The organism is Pandoraea sp. (assembly GCF_041919235.1).
Classification (GTDB): Bacteria; Pseudomonadota; Gammaproteobacteria; order Burkholderiales; family Burkholderiaceae; genus Pandoraea.
Genome location: NZ_JAYRUC010000010.1, coordinates 139,536 through 160,436 on the forward strand (window position 1 = coordinate 139,536; position 20,901 = coordinate 160,436).

Sequence of the window (20,901 nt, forward strand, 5' to 3'; positions counted from 1 at the left end):
GTGCTGGCGATGTGGGTGGGGTCGCTGATCGAAGACCGGATCATGCGCACAACCACGCTCGACGGCAACTTGAAAGTCGTGCTCTCGCGGGTGGTCAAGGGCGTGTTGACGCTGATCGCCGTGCTCGCGACGCTGTCGTTCGTGGGCATCGACATCACGGTGCTTGGCGTGTTCGGCGGCGCGCTTGGCGTGGGACTGGGCTTCGGTTTGCAGAAGATCGCGTCGAACCTCGTGTCGGGCTTCATCATTTTGCTCGACCGATCGGTGCGCATCGGCGACCTGATCACGGTCAGTCCGTATCACGGTACCGTATCGCAAATTAATACGCGCTATACGGTCGTACGCGGGCTGGACGGCGTCGAAGCATTGGTGCCGAACGAACAACTGGTCACCAATGTTGTGCAGAACCATTCGTTCACCGAGACCCGCGGACGCGTCAAGGTGAGTGTGCAAGTGGCCTATAGCGCCGACGTGGAGCTGGCGATGTCGTTGATGCTCAAAGCGGCAGAGGATATTCCACGGGTGCTCACCGATCCGGCGCCCACGGCGCTCTTGCTGAACTTCGGTGCCGATGGGATGGATCTCGAAATGGGCTTCTGGGTGCAGGATCCTGCCCAAGGCAGCGGCGCGATCAGGTCCGAGATAAATTTGCGAATTTGGCGCACTTTTCGCGAGCATGGTATTGAAATTCCGTATGCGCAGCGCGAAATACGCATTCTTAATGATTGGGCTGACGGTTTTGCCGCTGGCGATGTGCATCGTCCGGATTCGACGGCTGCGTCGCTCCAACGGGCGTCAGCACAGGCCGATGACAGCACGAAGAAGGGCGCATAGACGGTTTTGCTCAGGGTAGCGGGTTGACCTGCGACAAAAAGCGTGGCGGGGCGGTTACACACGGGCAACGGTCCGTCAGGTAAAATGTCCCGCAAACCATAACAACAAGACGTTCACAGGCACGTTTACCGCCCATCTCGCCCTGGCACTGAGCAACTTGCCGGACTCCAGCGAATCCAAGCGTCAAGCGGGCGCAAGAACGAGACGTGACGCGGCGGCCATCGATGCCGCATTGGCCCGACAGGACAAGACACGGCAGCGTTGCCGTGATTGCTACCGTATTGATTAGTTTGGAGTGATATTTTGCTGGACAGTCTCCTTGGATTTATCTCGACCGGCCTGCTCGACTGGAGCGGCTGGGAGATCACATTGTTTGCGCTGATCGTCACGCATGTGACGATCGCTGGCGTGACCATCTATTTGCACCGTTGCCAGGCGCACCGCGCCCTCGACGTGCATCCGATCGTCGCCCATTTCTTCCGTTTCTGGCTGTGGATGACCACCGGGATGGTCACCAGCGAGTGGGCTGCCATTCACCGCAAGCACCACGCCAAGTGCGAGACGCCGGAAGACCCGCACAGCCCGCAAACGCGCGGTCTGTGGAAAGTGCTGGCCGAAGGTGCCGAACTCTATCGCGCCGAAGCGAAGAACGAAGAAACGATGCGCAAGTTCAGCCATGGCACGCCGAATGACTGGATCGAGAACCACGTCTACAAGCGTTATCCGATTCTGGGCGTGAGCTTCATGATGATCATCGATATCGCGCTGTTCGGCGCGATCGGTCTGACCGTGTGGGCCGTGCAGATGGTGTGGATTCCGTTCTGGGCCGCGGGTGTGGTCAACGGTCTGGGCCATTATTGGGGTTATCGCAACTTCAACTGCGCGGACGCGTCCACGAACCTGTTGCCGTGGGGCATCATCATCGGCGGTGAGGAGTTGCACAACAATCACCACACGTACGCGACGTCGGCCAAGCTCTCGAACAAGTGGTACGAGTTCGACATTGGCTGGTTGTATATCCGTCTGCTGTCGGCTGTCGGGCTGGCCAAGGTGAAGAAGATTGCGCCGACGCCGAAGCTCGCGAAGAACAAGGCCGCGTGCGACGACGACACGCTGCAGGCCGTACTCTCGAACCGCTACGAAGTGATGGCGCGTTACGCCAAGACGTTCAAGCGCGCCTACGGCGAAGAACTGGCGCGCTTCAAGGAAAAGCGTCAGCATGGCGAGTATCAGTTGTTGCGCGGCGCAGGCAAATGGCTGCACCACGACGAGGCCTCGCTGCAAGAGCCGCAAAAGCAGCAATTGGGCGAGATCTTCGCGCATAGCAATGCCGTGAAGACGTTCTACGAATTGCGCAGTGAGCTGGCCGGTATCTGGGAGCGTTCTAACGCGTCGCGTGAACAGCTTCTGAGCCAGTTGCAAAACTGGTGTCATCGCGCGGAGCAGAGCGGCATTCACGCGCTGCAGGAATTCGCCACGCGTCTTCGTCGCTACGCGTGAACGGGCTGAGCCAGAAATCCGTTTTTGACGCATAATCAAAACCCCGCCAAGGCGGGGTTTTGTCATTCCCGGTCCCCCCACGGGCCACGTGAAAATGAACGCCTCAATCAAATCCGTAGAATTCGAGCGCCCCGCACCGAGCGGCGCCACGTGCGTCGCCCATGCCTGGGCGCGTGTCCCGGATGCGCCGTCGCAGGAGGTGCGCGCAGCGCTCAAGGCCCGAATCAAGCGCCTGCTCGTGGAGCAGGACGCTGTGCTGGTGGCCCATTACTACGTCGATGCCGACTTGCAGGATCTCGCCGAGGAGACCGGCGGCTGTGTGGCCGATTCGCTCGAAATGGCGCGCTTCGGCCGCGACCATTCGGCCAAGACGTTGGTGGTGGCCGGTGTGCGTTTCATGGGCGAGACGTCGAAGATTCTCAGTCCCGAAAAGCGCATTTTGATGCCAGACCTCGACGCGACCTGCTCACTCGACCTGGGCTGCCCGGCCGACGAGTTCGCCGCGTTCTGCGATGCGCACCCCGACCGCACGGTCGTCGTCTATGCGAATACGAGCGCGGCTGTGAAGGCGCGGGCCGATTGGATGGTGACGTCCTCCATAGGGCTGGAGATCGTGGCGCATCTGCACGCGCAGGGGAAAAAGATTCTCTGGGCGCCGGATCGTCATCTGGGCAGCTACGTTCAGAAGCAGACCGGCGCTGACATGTTGCTGTGGCAGGGGGCTTGCCTTGTGCACGACGAGTTCAAGGGCACCGAACTCGAATTGCTGCGTCGCGAGTTCCCGAACGCCAAGGTGCTGGTGCATCCGGAGTCACCCGCCTCCGTGGTCGAGCAGGCCGATGTCGTCGGTTCGACATCGCAAATGATCACGGCCGCGCAGACGATGGACGCCACCGAATTCATCGTGGCGACCGACAACGGCATTCTGCACAAGATGCGCGCGGCGGCGCCGGGCAAGCGCTTCATCGAAGCGCCGACGGCCGGTAACAGCGCCACCTGCAAGAGCTGCGCGCACTGCCCGTGGATGGCCATGAACAGTCTTCAGAATCTGGCCGACGTGCTCGCGTCGGGAAGCAATGAAATCCACGTCGATCCGGAGATTGGCCGTCGCGCCCATACCTGTATCGACCGTATGTTGAAGTTTGCCGAGGCGCGCAAGCAGAACGTGCGCCCCAGTGGCGATCTCGCGCGCGATGGCGCACTCTTTGCCGGTGTCGGCCCCGCATGAAAATGACGCAATCGAAAATGTTGAGTACCGATGAGGCACTCTCTCCCGACTTCGCTGCTTTCGGCGAGGCGCTCGACGCGGCCCTCGCGCGCAATGTGCGCGACGCGCTCGCGGAAGACATTGGTGCCGGCGATCTGACCGGCCTGCTCGTGCCGTCCGAGGAAATGGCGCACGCGCGCATCATCGTGCGTGAGTCGGCGGTGCTGTGTGGTGTGCGCTGGTTCGAGCGTTGCATGCAGGGCGTAGACGCCTCGGTGCGTGTTCAGTGGCACTACCGTGAAGGCGAGCGCATGACGCCCGACTCGCCGGTGTGCGAGATCCACGGGCCGGCGCGTGCGCTGCTCACGGGGGAGCGCACATCGATGAACTTCCTCCAATTGCTTTCCGGCGTGGCTACGGCCGTACGTCGGTATGCCGATATCGTCGAGGGCACGAAGGCGCGCGTGCTCGATACGCGCAAGACGTTGCCGGGCCTGCGGCTCGCGCAGAAGTTTGCCGTGCGCGTGGGCGGCGGCGCGAATCAACGCCTCGCGCTCTACGATGGCATCCTCATCAAGGAAAATCACATCGCAGCGGCGGGCGGCATTCGTCAGGTGTTGGCGAACGCCGACCGACTGGCCGACGGCGCGCCCGTGCAGATCGAGGTGGAGTCGCTCGAGGAGCTCGAAACGGCGCTGGAATGTGGCGCAACGTCGATCCTGCTCGATAACTTCACGTTGGAAATGATGCGCGAAGCTTCGCGAGTGACCGACGGCCGCGCCGTGCTGGAGGCCTCGGGCGGGATCAATCTCGAGACGCTGCGTGCCATCGCGGAAACGGGCGTCGATCGGATTTCCGTCGGTGGGCTCACCAAGGACGTTCGCGCCGCTGATTTCTCGATGCGTATTATCGAGACGGTCGGGTAATCGTCGTTGATTCCTGGCGCAGACTTTCCAGGGCCGCACGGTAATCACCTGCGGCCCTTTTTACGTCCTTGGTCCGGATCAGCGAGCGCGACGCGGTAACACGGGCGACAGTACCGTCGGCAGAGCCTTCGGCAGCGTGTCCGGGAAGTCTCGTGAGAAATGCAGGCCGCGACTCTCGTGGCGCGAAAGCGCACTATCGACGATCAGCGACGCGACATCGACCAGATTCCGTAACTCGAGCAGATCGCGGCTCACACGGAAATTCGCATAGTACTCAGCTATTTCCTCGCGCAGCAGCGCGATGCGGTGCTGCGCCCGCTCGAGCCGCTTGGTCGTGCGGACAATGCCGACGTAGTTCCACATCATGCGACGCAGTTCGTCCCAGTTGTGCGCTACGACGACTTCCTCGTCCGCATCCGAGACGCGGCTTTCATCCCATGCCGGCACGTTGGCTGCCGCAGGGTGCGTGGCGTCACCGCGTTGAATGTCTTCTGCGGTGGCCTTACCGAGCACCAGGCACTCCAGCAATGAGTTGCTGGCGAGACGGTTGGCGCCGTGCAGGCCGGTGTAAGTCGCTTCGCCGACGGCATGAAGTCCGGGCAGATCGGTGCGCCCGCGCATGTCGGTGACGATGCCGCCGCACGTATAGTGTGCGGCCGGCACGACCGGAATCGGTTGCTTCGTGATGTCGATGCCGAGTTCGGCGCAGCGCGCAAGAATGGTAGGGAAGTGCTCGCTCAGGAATTCGGGGCTTTGATGGCTGATGTCGAGATACACGCAGTCCAGGCCGTGCTTCTTCATCTCGAAGTCGATGGCGCGGGCGACGATGTCGCGCGGCGCCAATTCGGCGCGCGGGTCATGTTGCGGCATGAAGCGGGTGCCGTCGGGCAAGACCAGACGCCCGCCTTCTCCACGCACGGCTTCCGTGATCAGGAACGACTTGGCGTACGGGTGATAAAGACACGTCGGGTGAAACTGGATGAACTCCATGTTCGCGATGCGGCAACCGGCGCGCCAGGCCATCGCGATGCCGTCCCCGGTCGCGGTGTCGGGATTCGTCGTGTAGAGATAGACCTTGCCCGCGCCGCCGGTGGCCAGCACCGTGTGGCGTGCCGTCATGGCATGAACCTCGCCGGTGTGGAGGTCTTGAACATACAGGCCTTGGCAATGGCGTCCCGCGGTTGGCGCTGCCTCGACACGATCGGATGTGATCAGATCGACCGCGAAATGATGCTCGAATACGGTGATGTTCGGGTGCTGGCGGACACGTTCGCTCAGCGTGGCGATCACCGCATGTCCGGTGGCGTCGGCCGCATGAATGATGCGGCGATGGCTATGGCCACCTTCGCGCGTCAGATGGAAGCCTAGTTCGGCGGCTTCGTCGCGGGTGAAGGGCACGCCCTGCGCGATGAGCCACTCGATGGCTTCGCGGCTGTGTTCGACGATGAACCGGGTGGCGGCCTCGTCGCACAGGTCGGCGCCAGCAATGAGGGTGTCCGCGACATGCTCGTCGACGCTGTCGGTCGAGTCGAGTACGGCGGCGATGCCGCCTTGCGCCCAGTCGCTCGCGCCTTCGGGCATTGGGCGTTTGGCGACCATCGCCACACGGCAGGTCTTGGCCAGGTGCAGGGCGACGGACTGGCCGGCGAGCCCACTGCCCACGATGACGACATCGAAATTCATGATACGCGCGGTCTCTGGAGTCGGCACCACGACGATGGTCCGATTCTCGTTATGGGAAATGAGCCAGTATAACGAGTCAATACGCGCGTGACATATGACCCTATGCGCAAATCGGAGAAATTGTTCCTCGCGTGACTACGCATCGCGTAGTCTTGCGAATTTCGGGACGCCCAAACGAAAAACCCCGCCAGAGGCGGGGTATCGAACGCGGCAGTGAACTGCTGCGAGAAAACCTGTTGATCTTATTTGATCTTGGTTTCCTTGTAGGCCACATGCTTACGAGCCACCGGATCGAACTTGCTGATTTCCATCTTTTCCGGATGGGTACGCTTGTTCTTGGTGGTCGTGTAGAAATGACCCGTGCCAGCGGTCGATTCCAGCTTGATCTTATCGCGGGCGCCTTTTGCCATGATGATCTCCTAAACTTAGACGGCGTTGCGCGAACGCAGGTCTGCCAGAACGGAGTCGATACCGTTCTTATCGATCAGGCGCAGGCCGGCCTTCGAAATGCGCAGGCGCACAAAGCGGTTCTCGCTCTCAACCCAGAACCGGCGATTTTGCAAGTTCGGGAGAAAACGACGCTTGGTTTTGTTGTTGGCGTGGGAAACGTTGTTGCCGACCATCGGCGCTTTCCCGGTCACTTGACATACGCGTGCCATGAAGCACTCCTAACCCAGAATTCTGTGTAAAAAAAGGTGAGTCGAAAAGACAGACCGCGATGATACCACAAAAATCCCAGACAAATCAATCGCTTTCGCGATGTAGGATGCGAGTCCCTGGCGGGAAACGTCTGTCGGAGATTCGGGGAAGGGACGGATTATAGCGCAAGCATCGCGCGAACGCGACCCGAGTGCCGAAATTCTGTGCAAATGTTGTACGGTGTCACAGCCCGCCGTTCTCGGCGAGCGAGTAGACACGCTCGCCGGCCACGATGAAGTGGTCGAGAAGACGGATCTCGAGCAGTGCCAGCGCATCTCCCAATTGGCGGGTCAGCGCCAGGTCGGCGGGGCTCGGGGTGGGAACGCCTGACGGATGATTGTGCGCGACGATGACGGCCGCCGCGTGAACCTCCAGCGCGGCGCGCGCAATCTCGCGCGGATAGGCGCACGTCTGGGTGAGCGTTCCCTCGAACATTACCCGGGTGCTGATGAGCCGGTGCGCGGCGTCGAGGAAGAGGCAGGCGAAGCGCTCGCGCGACCGATCCTGCAACGTGAGGCGCAAATAGTCGTGCACGCGGGCGGGGGCGTCGAGCAGATTGCCGGACTGCATGTCTTCTCCCAGCATGCGGCGCGCCACCTCGAGGGCGGCCTGAAACTGGATGAATTTGGCCTGACCCAGCCCGGGGATTTGCCGCAACGTCTCGAAGGGTGTGGCGAGCAGCCGCGTGAGCGATCCGCTTCGCGCCAGCAAGTCGCGGCCGAGATCCACGGCGTTGCGCCCGTGCGAGCCCGTACGTAGCAGGATCGCGAGCAATTCGGCGTCGGACAGCGCGTTGGCGCCGCGGGCCAGCATTTTTTCACGCGGGCGTTCGGCCAGCGGCCATTGGGCGATGGACATGACGACTCCAGAAGCGGACACGCTCGCGCGCATGATCGCGGATGTCACGACGAGGAAACTCGGCCGCCCAGGGGAAAAATCGGGGCGGCATGGGTGGGGAGCCGGACGCGCAGCGCGTCGTCATTTACAATAATAGCTTGACCTTGCTGTGAGACCCCCATGAGTTCTGTCGCAACCCCCGTGGTTCAAGACGATTCCTATCTGACGCTCCACTACCGGATTGCCGCGCCCGACGGTGCGGACATTGTCAACACGTTCGAAGGCACGCCGGCGACGCTGCAGCTCGGCGGCGGCCAGTTGGCGCCGACGCTGGAGCAGGCGCTGCGTGGCATGACGGTGGGGGAGCGGCGCCGGATCGAACTGGCGCCTGAGCAGGCGTTCGGCCCGCGCAATCCGGAGCTGCTGCAACGCGTTTCGATGAAGACGTTGCAGGAAAACAGTAATTTTGGCGAAGCCTATAGCGTTGGCGATCTGGTCGAGTTCAACGCGCCGAGCGGCGGCCGTTACGCGGGCATCCTGCGTGAATTGGGCGACGGCTGGGCATTGTTCGACTTCAACCACCCACTGGCCGGCCAGCCGATTGTGTTCGAAGTTCAGATTATCGGCATTCTGTAGGAACTGAAATGAGCGCTACCCAAGTCGTAGCTCCGACGCTGTCGGATGCGGAAATCCTGCTGGCTCAGCCGCGCGGCTTTTGCGCAGGCGTTGACCGTGCCATTGAAATTGTCGAGCGTGCGCTCACGATGTACGGCGCGCCGATTTATGTGCGTCATGAGATCGTGCACAACGCGTATGTTGTCGAGAACCTGCGCAAGAAGGGCGCGATTTTCGTCGAGGCGCTGACGGACGTGCCGCCGGGCAACACGCTGATCTTTAGCGCCCATGGCGTGTCGCAGGCCGTGCGGGCCGAGGCGGAAGCGCGCGGCCTGAGCGTTTTCGATGCGACTTGTCCGCTCGTCACGAAGGTTCACGTCGAAGTCGCGAAGATGCGCGGCCAAGGTCTCGAGATCATCATGATCGGTCACAAGGGCCACCCCGAAGTGGAGGGCACGATGGGGCAGTCTGGCGAGGGCATGTTCCTCGTCGAGACGATCGAAGACGTATTGGCGTTGCAGGTCGCGGACGAGAGCAAGCTTGCCTATGTGACGCAGACGACGCTGTCCGTCGACGACGCCGCCGAGGTGATCAATGCGCTCAAGAAACGGTTTCCATCGATTACGGAGCCGAAGAAGCAGGATATCTGTTACGCCACGCAGAATCGTCAGGATGCCGTGAAGTTCATGGCGCCGCAGTGCGATGTCGTGGTCGTCGTCGGCAGCCCGAACAGTTCCAATTCGAATCGCCTGCGCGAAGTCGCCGAGAAAATGGGCGTACCTGCCTACATGATCGATTCGCCGGATCAGCTCAAGCCGGAGTGGTTCGACGGCAAGCGTCGGATCGGGGTGACGGCAGGCGCGTCGGCACCGGAAGTGCTGGCGCAGTCGATCGTCTCGCGCCTGCGCGAACTGGGCGTCAACCAGGTGAAGGTGCTCGACGGCGTGGAAGAGAACATCGCATTTCCGCTGCCCAAGGGCCTGGCGCAGGTGACGCGCGACTGAGCGCAATCATCGACTAGCTCGACCCGCTCGACCCTACGATCAGACTGACCGGCCAGCGGCAACCACGTCGCAGGGCCGGCAAACCGGGTGCCACATCGCGTGGGCCCGGTTTTTTTCTTCCCCCGTCTCCTCTCCTCGCACCGGCGCTTCGCGACGGTGCTCGCCAGCCCTTCTGAGGCAAGCGCCCCACCGCTGATCGAACAACCGTTACGCCAGCGATTTGCTGTGCGGTGTTTTCGCGTTTTTGCGCCTTCTTTTGCAAAAAAACCGCATCACAAATTTCACGGGTTTTGATGTCTCATCAGATAAAACAAATTCCGGTTTGTAATTCAGCAAATAAAGAATTGATGGGGTGAATGACGTTCGGTTTTCCGGAAATAAGCGATTTATACGTTTCCTTAATTAGACGAAATGTTCAAAACTTAATGGGCACATAAATTGCTTATCTAACTGCTGTAGTGGCCGAGCCCATGAATGGTGCACTCGATGCACCATGAAGTCGCCCGGGCCGGAAAGCACGCGTGTGTGAAACCTTTATCAATCCGGGGTTGCGCTTTTGAAAAAATAGGGTTGCACAAGTCGGTATAAAACCTTAGGCCTCCATTATGGAAAACCCTGTGGCGGCGAGCATCGCAGCCGCAAAGAATGGAGTTACAATGCGCGCGTTTCGCATACGAAACGTCGAATTGGCGTTATTGGCGTTATTCATTCGCCGACAATCTGGAGAAAATCACATGCAACTCAAGTTCGCGAAGGTACTGCCCGTCGTCGCCGCAGTGACGCTGTTGGCGGCATGCGGTCAGAAGGAAGAAAAGCAGGCCGATTCGGGTGCCGCTTCTGCACCCGCCGCGACGACTGCCGCCAACGGGGGCGGCGATGCGGTTGTAGTCAAAATTGGTCACGTTGCGCCGCTGACGGGCCAAATTGCTCACTTGGGCAAAGATAACGAGAATGGTGCACGCCTCGCTATCGAAGAAGCCAACAAGGCGGGCCTGACGATCGATGGCAAGCCGATCAAGCTCGAACTGATGGCTGAAGATGACGCAGCCGATCCGAAGACCGCAACGCAGGTTGCCCAGAAGCTCGTCGACGAGAAGGTCGTCGCCGTGGTGGGTCACTTGAATTCGGGCACGACGATTCCGGCGTCGAAGATCTATAGCGATGCCGGCATTGTGCAGATCTCCCCGTCGGCAACCAACCCGGCCTACACCCAGCAGGGCTTCAAGACGGCCTATCGCGTGGTTGCAACCGACGCCCAGCAGGGTCCGGCGCTGGCCAACTACGCGACCAAGGCGTTGGGTGCCAAGTCGGTGGCCATCGTCGACGACGCGACGGCCTACGGCAAGGGCTTGGCCGACGAGTTCGAGAAGACCGCCAAGGCCAACGGCCTGAAGGTGCTCTCGCACGACGCGACCAACGACAAGGCCACGGACTTCCGCGCGATTCTGACCAAGATCAAGGGTGAGCGTCCGGACATCATCATGTACGGCGGTATGGATGCCACCGGCGGCCCGTTCGCCAAGCAGTCGAAGGAACTGGGCATCGGTGCGAAGGTGCTGGCCGGCGACGGCGTGTGTACCGACAAGGTGGCCGAACTGGCTGGCGACGCGATCGACAACATCGTTTGCTCGGAAGCGGGCATGGCGCTGTCGAAGATGGCCGGCGGTGCGGACTTCTCGAAGCGTTACGAAGCCCGTTTCAATCAACCGATCCAGATCTACGCCCCGTTCACGTATGACGCCGTCAACGTGATCATCGATGCGATGAAGCGTGCCAACTCGACCGATCCGGCAAAGATCCTGGCAGCCATGCCGGCGACCGACTACAACGGCGTCATCGGTCACATTGCTTTCGACAGCAAGGGCGACATGAAGGAACCGGTGATCACGCTCTACGACTACAAGGATAAGAAGAAGAGCGTGCTTGACGTGGTGAAGATGTAACACCCAGGCGCTCGCGCCATGAAACGGCACCGTTGCCTACCCACTCGGTGCCGTTCCTACATCTGCGGAACGACGCCGTGCCTGCATGACGGGCACGGCGTCTCTCCTGACACAGGATTACGCCTCACTACCCGCAGTTCTCTCGACCCCCTCGCGCGCCCTATCGGGTAAGCGTGTCGAGAGCCCCCGTTTTCGGGACAAGGAGTTAGTTTCATGGATATCTTTATCCAACAAATCTTGAACGGCCTCGTGCTTGGCTGCGTCTACGCGATCATTGCACTGGGCTATACGATGGTTTACGGCATTCTGGGCATCATCAACTTTGCCCACGCCGATGTGATGATGATCGGCGCGATGGTCGCGCTGTCCACCATCAACCTGCTGTTGAAGATCGCGCCGAACATGAACCCGGCGCTCATGTTGGCCATTGCCACGCTCGTGTGTATGCCCGTGTGCGCCCTGACCAACTTCGTGATCGAGCGTGTGGCCTACCGGCCGTTGCGCAACGCGCCGCGTCTGGCGCCGCTGATCACGGCCATCGGCGTGTCGCTGCTGTTGCAGACCATTGCGATGCTGATCTGGTCGCGTAACCCGCTCTCGTTCCCGCAACTGCTGCCGACCGACGCCATGACCGTGATTCCGCAACACGGCGACCAAATCGGCGCGGTGACCAACGGCACCGGTGTTGTGATCGTGGTCGTTGCCTTCCTTGTGATGTTCGGGCTCACGCAGCTTGTGAACCGCACGCGGCTGGGCCGCGCCATGCGGGCGACGGCGGAGAACCGCAACGTCGCCGGTCTCATGGGCGTGAATCCCAACTTCGTGATCTCGGCCACGTTCGCCCTGGGCGGCGCACTTGCCGCGCTCGCGGGCGTGATGATGGCGTCGAACTACGGCAACGTGCACTTCTACATGGGCTTCATTCCCGGTATGAAAGCGTTCACGGCGGCGGTGCTGGGCGGTATCGGCAACCTGCAAGGCGCGATGGTGGGCGGCGTGCTGCTCGGCCTTATCGAAGCGCTGGGCGCCGGGTACGTTGGCGATCTGACCGGCGGTGTGTTCGGCAGTAACTATCAGGACGTGTTCGCTTTCATCGTTCTGATTGCGGTGCTCGTGTTCCGACCGAGTGGTTTGCTCGGCGAGCGCGTGGCAGATCGTGCATAAGCGGGGAGAAACGACATCATGAATCAACCCGTGCAAACTTCTTCCGGCGAGGCCACGCAGATCTCTGCGGCGGCGGCCACTCGCAAGGCCTATCGCGGCCTCGCGTTCTTCCTCATCGCGGCTATTCTCGCGCCTGTGCTCGTCGGCTACGCCGGGGGCAACTACTGGGTGCGCGTGCTGGACTTCGCACTGCTCTACATCATGCTCGCGCTGGGCCTGAACATCGTGGTGGGCTTTGCCGGCCTGCTCGACCTGGGCTACATCGCGTTCTATGCCGTGGGCGCGTACGTGACCGCTTTCCTCAGCTCGCCTCACCTCACGACGCACTTTGCCTGGATCGCGCATCTGTTCCCGGGCGGGCTGCACGTGCCGGTGTGGTTCACGATACCGATCGGGGCAGCGGTCGCCGCCACGTTCGGCATTTTGCTCGGTGCGCCCACGCTGCGTCTGCGCGGCGACTATCTGGCCATCGTGACGCTGGGCTTCGGCGAGATCATCCGTATCTTCATGAACAACCTGGACCGGCCGGTCAACATTACCAACGGCCCGAAGGGGATTACCGGCATCGAGCCCGCATCGTTGGGGGGCTTCGATTTCTCGAAGGCGCACAACTTCTTCGGGATCCAGGTCGCCTCGGTGTACATGTATTACTACCTGTTCGTCTTCCTGGCGTTGTTCATCGCGTTCGTCTGCGTGCGTTTGCAGCACTCGCGCATTGGACGTGCCTGGGTGGCCATCCGTGAAGACGAAGTCGCCGCCAAGGCGATGGGTATCAACACGCGCAACATCAAGTTGCTCGCGTTTGCCATGGGCGCGTCGTTCGGCGGTGTTGCCGGCGGCATGTTCTCGGCGTTCCAGGGCTTCGTCTCGCCCGAGTCGTTCACCTTCTGGGAGTCGATCATCGTGCTCTCGATGGTGGTGCTCGGCGGCATGGGCCACATTCCGGGCGTAATCCTGGGTGGCATCTTGCTCTCGGCGTTCCCGGAAATCCTGCGCTCGACCATGGGCCCATTGCAGCAGAGCCTGTTTGGTACCGTCATCGTCGATCCCGAAGTGATCCGGCAGTTGCTGTACGGTCTGGCCATGATCCTGATCATGCTGTACCGTCCGGCCGGCCTGTGGCCGTCGCCGCGTCCAGAAGAGCGGACACTGTAAGTTGAGGGAGATGACCTGACTATGAGCGAACAAATTCTTCTGTCCGTCAAGGGCGTGAACAAGCGCTTCGGCGGTTTGCAGGCCCTCACCGATGTGGGCCTGGAGATCAAGCCGGGGCAGATTTACGGGCTGATCGGCCCGAACGGTGCTGGCAAGACGACGTTCTTCAACGTGATCACCGGCCTCTACACGCCGGACTCGGGCGAATTCAAGCTTGCCGGTATGTCCTACAAGCCGACCGCCGTGCACGAGGTGGCCAAGGCCGGCATTGCGCGCACGTTCCAGAACATTCGTCTGTTCGGCGGCATGACCGTCGTCGAGAATGTGATGGTCGGTCGCCATGTGCGAACGAAGATGGGCGTGATTGGCGCGATCGTTCGTTATCCGGGCGCGAAGGCCGAGGAGCGCGCCATTCGTGATCGGGCGATGGAACTGCTCGAATACGTGGGCGTGGCGAAATATGCCAACTACACGGCGGCGAACCTCTCGTACGGCCATCAGCGCCGTCTGGAGATCGCGCGCGCTTTGGCGACCGACCCGAAGCTGCTCGCGCTCGACGAGCCGGCCGCCGGCATGAACGCGACCGAGAAGGTCGAGTTGCGCGGATTGCTCGATAAGATCCGCAGCGACGGCCGAACCATCCTGCTCATCGAGCACGACGTGAAGCTGGTGATGGGCTTGTGCAACCGCATGACGGTGCTCGATTACGGCAAGGTGATTGCCGAAGGTTTGCCGCAGGATGTGCAGAAAAATCCGGCGGTGATTGAAGCGTATCTCGGTGCAGGAGGCCATTGATGAGCGCAATGTTGACGATCAAGGGCCTGAAAGTCGCTTACGGCGGGATCAAGGCGGTCAAGGGGATCGACCTGAACATCCAGCCGGGTGAACTGGTCACGCTTATCGGCGCGAACGGCGCTGGCAAGACGACCACGATGAAGGCGATCACGGGGCTGCTGCCGTGGGCGGATGGCGACATCGAGTATTTGGGCAAGTCGATTCGTGGCGTGAAGGCGTTCGATCTGCTCAAGCAGGGACTCGCGATGGTGCCGGAGGGACGTGGCATCTTCACGCGCATGACCATTCTCGAGAACATGCAGATGGGCGCGTATCTGCGCAACGACAGCGCGGGTATCAACCGTGACATCGACAAGATGTTCGGCATTTTCCCGCGTCTGAAGGAGCGCAAGGATCAACTCGCCGGCACGCTCTCGGGCGGTGAGCAGCAGATGCTTGCCATGGCGCGCGCGCTCATGAGCCAGCCCAAGCTGCTGTTGCTCGACGAGCCGTCGATGGGGCTCTCGCCGATCATGGTCGAGAAGATCTTCGAGGTCGTGCGCACGGTGTCCGGCGAAGGCGTGACGGTTCTGCTCGTGGAGCAGAATGCGCGTCTGGCACTGCAAGCGGCGCACCGCGGCTACGTCATGGACAGTGGTCTGGTCACCATGACCGGTAACGCGAAAGACATGCTCGACGATCCGAAGGTGCGCGCAGCGTATCTCGGGGAATAAACGCGCATGACCGTCTGACGCTGGCCGGTCGACGATCGAGGGGCGCCGAAGGCAACTTCGGCGCCCTTTGTCGTTGGGGCGGGCGATCGTGCGGCGTTACAGCGACGCCGAAGCGTTTGCTTTTGCGTTTGCCTTTGCATTTACCTTTGCCGTTGGCGCGGGCGGCAGCCGTTTGCCGAGGCTCACGACATCGTCGGGCGCATAGCCGTGCGCGGCGTAGAACGCCAGCGCCTCGTGCGATTGCGTGAGCACTTGCAGATTGAGCTTGAGGCAGCCCCGCTCGGTGAGCGCCGACTCCGCGTGGCGCAGCAACGCGCTCGCCACCCCTTGGCGACGCAACGCCCGCGCCACTGCCAGCGAGTAGACCCAGCCACGGTGCCCGTCATATCCCGCCATGACGGTGCCAGCGATCCGATGTTCGTGTGTCGCGACGAAGAACAGTCCGTCGTGCATGGCGACCTTGTTGGCAATCGAGCGACGGGGTTCGCGATGTGGTTTGTCCGAGGCGTCATATTCGGGAAACGCCTCGCGCCAGAGGGCAAGCACGGCGTCGGTATCGGCGACGTCGAACGCACGCAGGCAAATGTCGGCGCGCGCGGCGATCATGGCGCCTCCTGTTGGCCGGTGTAGATGTCGGGCCGATGGATCGCATCATCTTGTTCACCGGGCCGAGCGGTTCGAATCCATAGCGCGCATAAAGGCCAGACGCGTCGGTGGTGGCGAGCAGAAAGCGCCGCAGTCGCTGCAATGCAGGATGCGCCAGTACGCTCTCGCACAGACGCTTGCCGATGCCGAGCCCACGCATCGACGGATCGACGAACACATCCGCCAGATAGGCGAACGTTGCGCGGTCGGTAATCACGCGGGCAAAGCCGACCTGACGCGCGGCCCGGCCTTCGGGGCCTTCGCTGGCATCGTCCCCATCGACCGGTGTGGCATAAGCGCCGAAGCACAGCGAGTGCGAGATGGCGCGCATGAGCGTGTCCCGCGGAATATCCTTGGCCCAATGCGTTTGGGTCGAGAGCGCGAGATGGATGAAGGGAATGTCGAGCCGTGCCGGATCGGAAGAAATCTCCACGATGGCGTTGGCGGGCGGCATCTTATGCCCGTGACTCAGGTCGTTCATTGCGGGTGTCTCCTGTGCGATGTCGAGCGCGCCGTGCCGACCGTCGCGGGTTGGGCCGGCGGCGGCGCGCATCAGAGCGGGTCGTCAGACGTGCTTGGCGAGCAGTGTGTCGAGCATCGAGAGCATCTGGTCGATCTCGTCGCGACTCACGTTCAGTGCGGGCATGAAGCGCAGCAGGTTCGGACGTGGCGCATTGAGCAGCAGCCCGTCCGGTGACATGTCGCGCGCCGCTTCGACCAGTTGCGGGCCGAGGTCGCGCCCGAGCAGCAGCGCGCGCAGCAGGCCTGCGCCACGCTCGCCCTCGCCGCCGTAACGCGACGACAGATGCTGCAATCCGGCGCTCAGATAGTCCGCCTGCGCGCGAACGAATTCGAGGAAGCCTGGCGCACTGACCGTGCGCATGACTGCAAGGCCGACGGCGCACATGAGTGGATTGCCGTTGTAGGTGCCGCCCTGATCGCCCGGCTGGAAGACGGCGAACTCGTCGCCGCAGAGCATCGCCGCAAGCGGCACGCCCCCGCCGATGCCTTTGCCGAGCGTCATGATGTCAGGCGCGATGCCTGCCTGCTGATGCGCGAAGAGGGTGCCGGTGCGGCCGCATCCGGTTTGCACTTCGTCCACGATCAACAACAGTCCGCGGGCTTTCGTGAGCGCGCGCAGGGCTTTCAGAAACGCGTCGGTGGCGGGCACGACCCCGGCCTCGCCCTGAATCGGTTCGAGCATCACCGCGACGGTGTCGGGGCCGATGAGAGCTTCGACCGATGCGATATCGTTGAGTGCCGCTTTCGGGAAGCCCGGGACCTGCGGCGCGAAGATCGCATCCCAGCCGGGTTTGCCGCTCGCGGACATGGTGGCGAGCGTGCGGCCGTGGAAGGCGTCTTTGAACGTGATGATCTCGAAGCGGGCGCCGCCCGATGCGTTCGGATGCAATTGCCCCCACTTGCGCGCCAGCTTGATCGCGCTCTCGTTCGCCTCGGCGCCGCTGTTCGCGAAGAAGACTTTGCCGAGTCCCGAGTGCTGGGTGAGCAAATCGGCCAGTTCGATCATCGGTACGTTGTAATACGCGGGGCTGGGATTGAGCAGCAGCGCGCTTTGCGTGGCGAGCGCGTCGCGCATCACCGGATGACAATGGCCGAGGCTGTTGACGGCCCAGCCCTGGATGAAGTCGAGATATCGCTTGCCCTCGTGGTCGTAAAGCCAGCCACCCTTGCCGTGCGTGAAGACGAGATCGGGGCGCGACGTAATGGGCAGCAACGCCTGCGTGGCGAAGTCATTGAACTTGGCGCGGCGCGCCCCTTGGGGGGCGTTGGGCGAGGCGGACGGCTGGACGGCGGACGAGCTGACAAGCGACATGACGGTCTCCGAAGGACGGGGGTAAGCGAGACGAGAAAATAAAAAAAGCCACGGGGGTTGCCCGTGGCTTCGCTGTGCGTGAGAACTTGCGTGTTATCGCAGTCGATAGCGTGCCGCGCGGCATCCCGATAGGGGCAGCGAACGGCGACGTCGGATCGAGGCGATGGCAATCAGGTTCATGTCGGCAAGCATAAGACGGCGGCGCATCGCTTGTCAAAGGGAACGCGCGCACCGTGGCGTGCGCGCGTCGTTGCGCCCATCCGTACGGTCGGGGTCACTGACCGCTGCCCGGATTGTCGGCTTCGGTGGTGAAGGCGTCGGCGAAGAACGCCGTTTCGGGCAAGTGGTGATGCGCGACGAAGTCGCGGTGCGCCGACTCCACCATCACGGGCGCGCCACAGGCGTAGACCTCGTAGTCCGACATGTCCGGCAGGTCTTCGGCCACGGCGCGATGCACGAAGCCCGTGCGCCCTTGCCACTGGTCTTGCGGCGCGGCGTCGGAGAGTACCGGCACGAACCGGAAGCCGGGAATTTCGCGCGCCCACTGTTCGGCCAGTTCGCGCATATAAATGTCCTTCAACTGGCGCGCGCCCCAGTACAGCGTCATCGGCCGGCCGAGTCCTTTGTGAGCGGCATGCTCGACGATGGCCTTGATCGGCGCGAAACCGGTGCCCGAAGCGAGCAGCACAATCGGCTTGTCCGAGTCTTCACGCAGGAAGAATGTCCCCAGCGGCCCTTCGAACCGCAGGATCTCGCGCTCCTTCATGCCATTGAACACATGGTCGGTGAATACGCCGCCGGGCATGTGGCGCAGGTGAAGCTCGAGGAAGCCTTCTTCGTGCGGGGCCGTTGCCATGGAATAGCTGCGGCGCTTGCCGTCCTTCAGGATGAACTCGATGTATTGCCCGGCGAGATACTGAAAACGCTCATTGGCGGGCAGTTGCAAACGCATCACGATCACATCGTCGGCGCGGCGCTCGAGGGCGTTCACGCGGCACGGCAGCCGCTTGACCGGGATATCGCCGAATCCTTTGACTTCGCGGGACTCGATGACGAGGTCACCCTTGGCGTGGGCGCAGCAAAGCAGTGCAAAACCACGCGTTTCCTCGTCTTTGGAGAGCGCCGAACTCGAGTGCGCGCCATGCTCGACGCTGCCTTCGACCAGTTTGGCCTTGCAGGAACCGCAGCCGCCGTTCTTGCAACCGTACGGCAGGCCGACGCCCTGGCGCAGTGCAGCGCTGAGTACGGCTTCGCCGTCTTCGACCTGGAACTCGCGCCCGCTCGGCACGAGGGTAACGTTGTAAGCCATACTACAATCCGAAAAATGAATAATTCGTCGAAATCCTTCGGTCGTCCGCGCCTGCTGGTGGTGGGCTGCGGCGACGTCGGCATGCGTGCGCTGCCGGCCCTCGTCAAACGCTTTCGTGTCTTCGCCGTGACGTCGAGCGATGCGCGTCATGCGGCATTGCGCGCGGCAGGCGCCGTGCCCGTGGTCGCCAATCTGGACGACGCAGCGAGCCTGCAACGCATTGGCCGTCTGGCCTCGCGGGTGTTGCATCTCGCCCCGCCCGACGGGGTGAGTGGCAGCGGCACGCAAGACTTGCGCACGCGCCGTTTGCGCGCGGCGCTCGCCCGGCCGCCGAAGCACGATATTGTACCCGAGGGAGGGCATCGCACTTTGGCACGCCTGCCCCGCGCGCCGCGTCGCATTCTCGTCTACGCGAGCACCAGCGGCGTCTACGGCGACTGTGGCGGTGCGTATGTGGACGAGACCCGGACACCGCAGCCGCGTTCGCCACGCGGGCAGCGCCGCGTCGACGCGGAACGCACGATACGCACGCTCGGCCGGCCATCGACACATGCCCGCAACGTTCGCCGGGTGCTGGCCGCAGGCCCGTCGCGTGCGCGCGGGGCGGCAGCAATGGGTGCGTCCGCTGCATGGCGCCATGCTGAACACGCCCGCGTGCCCTGGCGAGCGACGCTCGTGCGCATCCCGGGCATTTACGCGGCAGATCGTCTGCCGGTCGCGCGTTTGCGCAGAGGCACACCGGCGTTGCAGGCATCCGACGACGTCTTCACCAACCATATTCACGCCGACGATTTGGCTGCGATCCTGATTCGGGCGATGTGGCGGGGCAGGGCGCAACGAATCGTGCATGCGAGCGACGACACGGCGTGGCGCATGGGCGAGTATTTCGATCATGTGGCCGACGCGCTCCAGTTGCCCCGCCCGCCGCGAATTTCACGCGACGAAGCCGGCCGTGTGCTGGAGCCGACGCTCCTATCGTTCATGTCGGAGTCGCGACGCCTGGCCAATGGACGGCTCAAGCGCGAGCTGGGCTATCGGCTGAGGTATCCGGACGTGGCGGCGCTGCTTGCCACGCTCCCGCCCGTGCCCTCATCGAGCGAGGTGGCCTGAGCCCGGTACTCTGGGCGGCGCGCTTCCGGCCTGCTTTCTGGCCGCCTCCTGCCCGCTTCCTATCTGCTTCCTATCCGCTTCCTGCTTGCGACGGCTGTTCGACCGCTGCGCCGACGATTGTCCGAGGTTACCTTTGCCCACGCGGTGACCGGCTTCGAGCACGCGCGCGACGCCGCGCGCCGTTGATCGAGCGGGCAGGCCACGCGGCAATGGCCGTGGAAATGTGAAGACTGGGTGCGTGGGCCGAGCGTCATCCTGTCGCTGGGGCGGTGGCGTCCGAGCCGCGACTGACCGACGCGACCGTCCCGCCGGGTAAGCTGCCCGAGGCGGCTTGGGGGGCGACTGTCAGCGCGAGACCGGCGTCTGCGCGCGTTGCCGCGCTTCTGCACAGTGTGGAGATTGCATGGCGCACGCGGACCCCCGTGCGCTTCAGAAGCGATGCCGATCGTGCGTTGGCATCGACGTCGCCAAATCAAATTGACTATAATTTCGCTTTACGTCGTCCAACATCGCCAAATTATTGACTATTCTGAGGTGGAAGCCGATTGTGATGTCGGTGTAGGGGAGGGGCCGTACCTTACCGATCCTTTCTGAAATAAGGATTGGGCGCCATTCTGTAAGATGCTTCGGTCAACGCGGAATTGGACGGGCGGGCACACTGTGGGGTATCTCGACACCGAGGGAACACACATCATGTCCATTGGCATTGGTGCGCCGGGTTCGGCGCTGCATCGTGCCTGGCGTTTGCCGGGTCAGGGGTCTGCCGCGACGGTTGGCACGCGCCGCGCGTCGTCGTCGCCGGATCGATTTACGAATGCGCTGCGGGCGCTCTCCAGTACGCCGACCTCGCCCGCCACGCCACCTGTAACGCAGGACAGTGCTGTGACACTGTCACACGGCGCGAGCGCGCCGCGGCGAACCTAAATTA

21 protein-coding genes are annotated in these 20,901 nt (G+C 62.4%); 13 read left to right on the top strand and 8 right to left on the bottom strand.

The window, feature by feature from the left end:
- From ACE3UG_RS10410 to nadC, 4 genes are all read left to right on the top strand, one after another.
- Nucleotides 1-834: mechanosensitive ion channel family protein (locus ACE3UG_RS10410; RefSeq protein ID WP_374623213.1), on the top strand; the 834-nt coding region annotated here is incomplete at its 5' end.
- Nucleotides 835-1,137: 303 nt separating this feature from the next.
- Nucleotides 1,138-2,334, top strand: a complete 1,197-nt coding sequence (locus ACE3UG_RS10415) for a fatty acid desaturase (protein WP_374623215.1) — start codon at nt 1,138-1,140, stop codon at nt 2,332-2,334.
- 94 nt (nt 2,335-2,428) lie between these two features.
- Nucleotides 2,429-3,562 carry a quinolinate synthase NadA gene (gene nadA / locus ACE3UG_RS10420; protein WP_374623217.1) on the top strand — a complete coding sequence of 378 codons (1,134 nt, stop codon included), beginning with the start codon at nt 2,429-2,431 and terminating at the stop codon, nt 3,560-3,562.
- A gap of 2 nt (nt 3,563-3,564) precedes the next feature.
- Nucleotides 3,565-4,467 carry a carboxylating nicotinate-nucleotide diphosphorylase gene (nadC, locus tag ACE3UG_RS10425; protein WP_374623220.1) on the top strand — a complete coding sequence of 301 codons (903 nt, stop codon included), beginning with the start codon at nt 3,565-3,567 and terminating at the stop codon, nt 4,465-4,467.
- A 78-nt stretch (nt 4,468-4,545) separates the two neighbouring features.
- Here the strand turns inward: nadC and nadB are convergent, their stop codons facing one another.
- From nadB to radC, 4 genes are all read right to left on the bottom strand, one after another.
- Entirely contained in the window at nt 4,546-6,150 is a 1,605-nt protein-coding gene (nadB, locus tag ACE3UG_RS10430) for an L-aspartate oxidase (protein WP_374623222.1), read from the bottom strand.
- Between the two features lie 242 nt (nt 6,151-6,392).
- Nucleotides 6,393-6,560 carry a 50S ribosomal protein L33 gene (gene rpmG / locus ACE3UG_RS10435; protein ID WP_017232785.1) on the bottom strand — a complete coding sequence of 56 codons (168 nt, stop codon included), beginning with the start codon at nt 6,558-6,560 and terminating at the stop codon, nt 6,393-6,395.
- Nucleotides 6,561-6,575: 15 nt separating this feature from the next.
- The gene (gene rpmB / locus ACE3UG_RS10440) at nt 6,576-6,809 is read right to left on the bottom strand and encodes a 50S ribosomal protein L28 (protein WP_374623225.1); all 234 of its coding nucleotides are present in this window, start codon (nt 6,807-6,809) and stop codon (nt 6,576-6,578) included.
- 223 nt (nt 6,810-7,032) lie between these two features.
- A complete protein-coding gene (gene radC, locus ACE3UG_RS10445; RefSeq protein ID WP_374623290.1) occupies nt 7,033-7,707 on the bottom strand; it encodes a DNA repair protein RadC in 675 nt (224 codons plus the stop codon).
- A 159-nt stretch (nt 7,708-7,866) separates the two neighbouring features.
- On the opposite strand from radC, the gene ACE3UG_RS10450 reads away from it, so the two are divergent.
- The 7 genes from ACE3UG_RS10450 (at nt 7,867) to ACE3UG_RS10480 (ending at nt 15,075) form a co-directional block, all read left to right on the top strand.
- Complete coding sequence (locus ACE3UG_RS10450; protein ID WP_374623227.1) at nt 7,867-8,322, top strand: peptidylprolyl isomerase; 456 nt, start codon at nt 7,867-7,869, stop codon at nt 8,320-8,322.
- An 8-nt stretch (nt 8,323-8,330) separates the two neighbouring features.
- Nucleotides 8,331-9,305 carry a 4-hydroxy-3-methylbut-2-enyl diphosphate reductase gene (ispH, locus tag ACE3UG_RS10455; protein ID WP_374623229.1) on the top strand — a complete coding sequence of 325 codons (975 nt, stop codon included), beginning with the start codon at nt 8,331-8,333 and terminating at the stop codon, nt 9,303-9,305.
- A gap of 734 nt (nt 9,306-10,039) precedes the next feature.
- Nucleotides 10,040-11,248: a branched-chain amino acid ABC transporter substrate-binding protein gene (locus ACE3UG_RS10460; protein WP_374623231.1), complete on the top strand. Its 1,209-nt coding sequence runs from the start codon at nt 10,040-10,042 to the stop codon at nt 11,246-11,248.
- A gap of 213 nt (nt 11,249-11,461) precedes the next feature.
- Nucleotides 11,462-12,412: a branched-chain amino acid ABC transporter permease gene (locus ACE3UG_RS10465; RefSeq protein ID WP_374623233.1), complete on the top strand. Its 951-nt coding sequence runs from the start codon at nt 11,462-11,464 to the stop codon at nt 12,410-12,412.
- Nucleotides 12,413-12,430: 18 nt separating this feature from the next.
- Entirely contained in the window at nt 12,431-13,567 is a 1,137-nt protein-coding gene (locus tag ACE3UG_RS10470; RefSeq protein WP_374623235.1) for an ABC transporter ATP-binding protein, read from the top strand.
- A gap of 21 nt (nt 13,568-13,588) precedes the next feature.
- Nucleotides 13,589-14,362, top strand: a complete 774-nt coding sequence (locus ACE3UG_RS10475; RefSeq protein ID WP_374623237.1) for an ABC transporter ATP-binding protein — start codon at nt 13,589-13,591, stop codon at nt 14,360-14,362.
- Complete coding sequence (locus ACE3UG_RS10480; RefSeq protein WP_374623239.1) at nt 14,362-15,075, top strand: ABC transporter ATP-binding protein; 714 nt, start codon at nt 14,362-14,364, stop codon at nt 15,073-15,075. The genes ACE3UG_RS10475 and ACE3UG_RS10480 overlap by 1 nt, the downstream gene beginning before the upstream one ends.
- A 96-nt stretch (nt 15,076-15,171) precedes the next feature.
- Here ACE3UG_RS10480 and ACE3UG_RS10485 read toward each other — a convergent pair whose 3' ends face one another.
- The 4 genes from ACE3UG_RS10485 to ACE3UG_RS10500 form a co-directional block, all read right to left on the bottom strand.
- Entirely contained in the window at nt 15,172-15,681 is a 510-nt protein-coding gene (locus ACE3UG_RS10485; protein WP_374623242.1) for a GNAT family acetyltransferase, read from the bottom strand.
- Entirely contained in the window at nt 15,584-16,201 is a 618-nt protein-coding gene (locus ACE3UG_RS10490; RefSeq protein WP_374623244.1) for a GNAT family N-acetyltransferase, read from the bottom strand. The genes ACE3UG_RS10485 and ACE3UG_RS10490 overlap by 98 nt, the downstream gene beginning before the upstream one ends.
- 84 nt (nt 16,202-16,285) lie before the next feature.
- Nucleotides 16,286-17,554, bottom strand: a complete 1,269-nt coding sequence (locus ACE3UG_RS10495; protein WP_374623246.1) for an acetylornithine transaminase — start codon at nt 17,552-17,554, stop codon at nt 16,286-16,288.
- A 274-nt stretch (nt 17,555-17,828) separates the two neighbouring features.
- On the bottom strand, nt 17,829-18,863 hold the full coding sequence (locus ACE3UG_RS10500; protein WP_374623249.1) for a CDP-6-deoxy-delta-3,4-glucoseen reductase: 1,035 nt from the start codon (nt 18,861-18,863) through the stop codon (nt 17,829-17,831).
- Between the two features lie 15 nt (nt 18,864-18,878).
- On the opposite strand from ACE3UG_RS10500, the gene ACE3UG_RS10505 reads away from it, so the two are divergent.
- Nucleotides 18,879-19,973 (top strand): SDR family NAD(P)-dependent oxidoreductase, encoded by a 1,095-nt coding sequence (locus ACE3UG_RS10505; protein ID WP_374623252.1) that lies wholly within the window; start codon nt 18,879-18,881, stop codon nt 19,971-19,973.
- A 693-nt stretch (nt 19,974-20,666) separates the two neighbouring features.
- The gene (locus ACE3UG_RS10510; protein WP_374623255.1) at nt 20,667-20,897 is read left to right on the top strand and encodes a hypothetical protein; all 231 of its coding nucleotides are present in this window, start codon (nt 20,667-20,669) and stop codon (nt 20,895-20,897) included.
- Nucleotides 20,898-20,901: the final 4 nt, after the last annotated feature.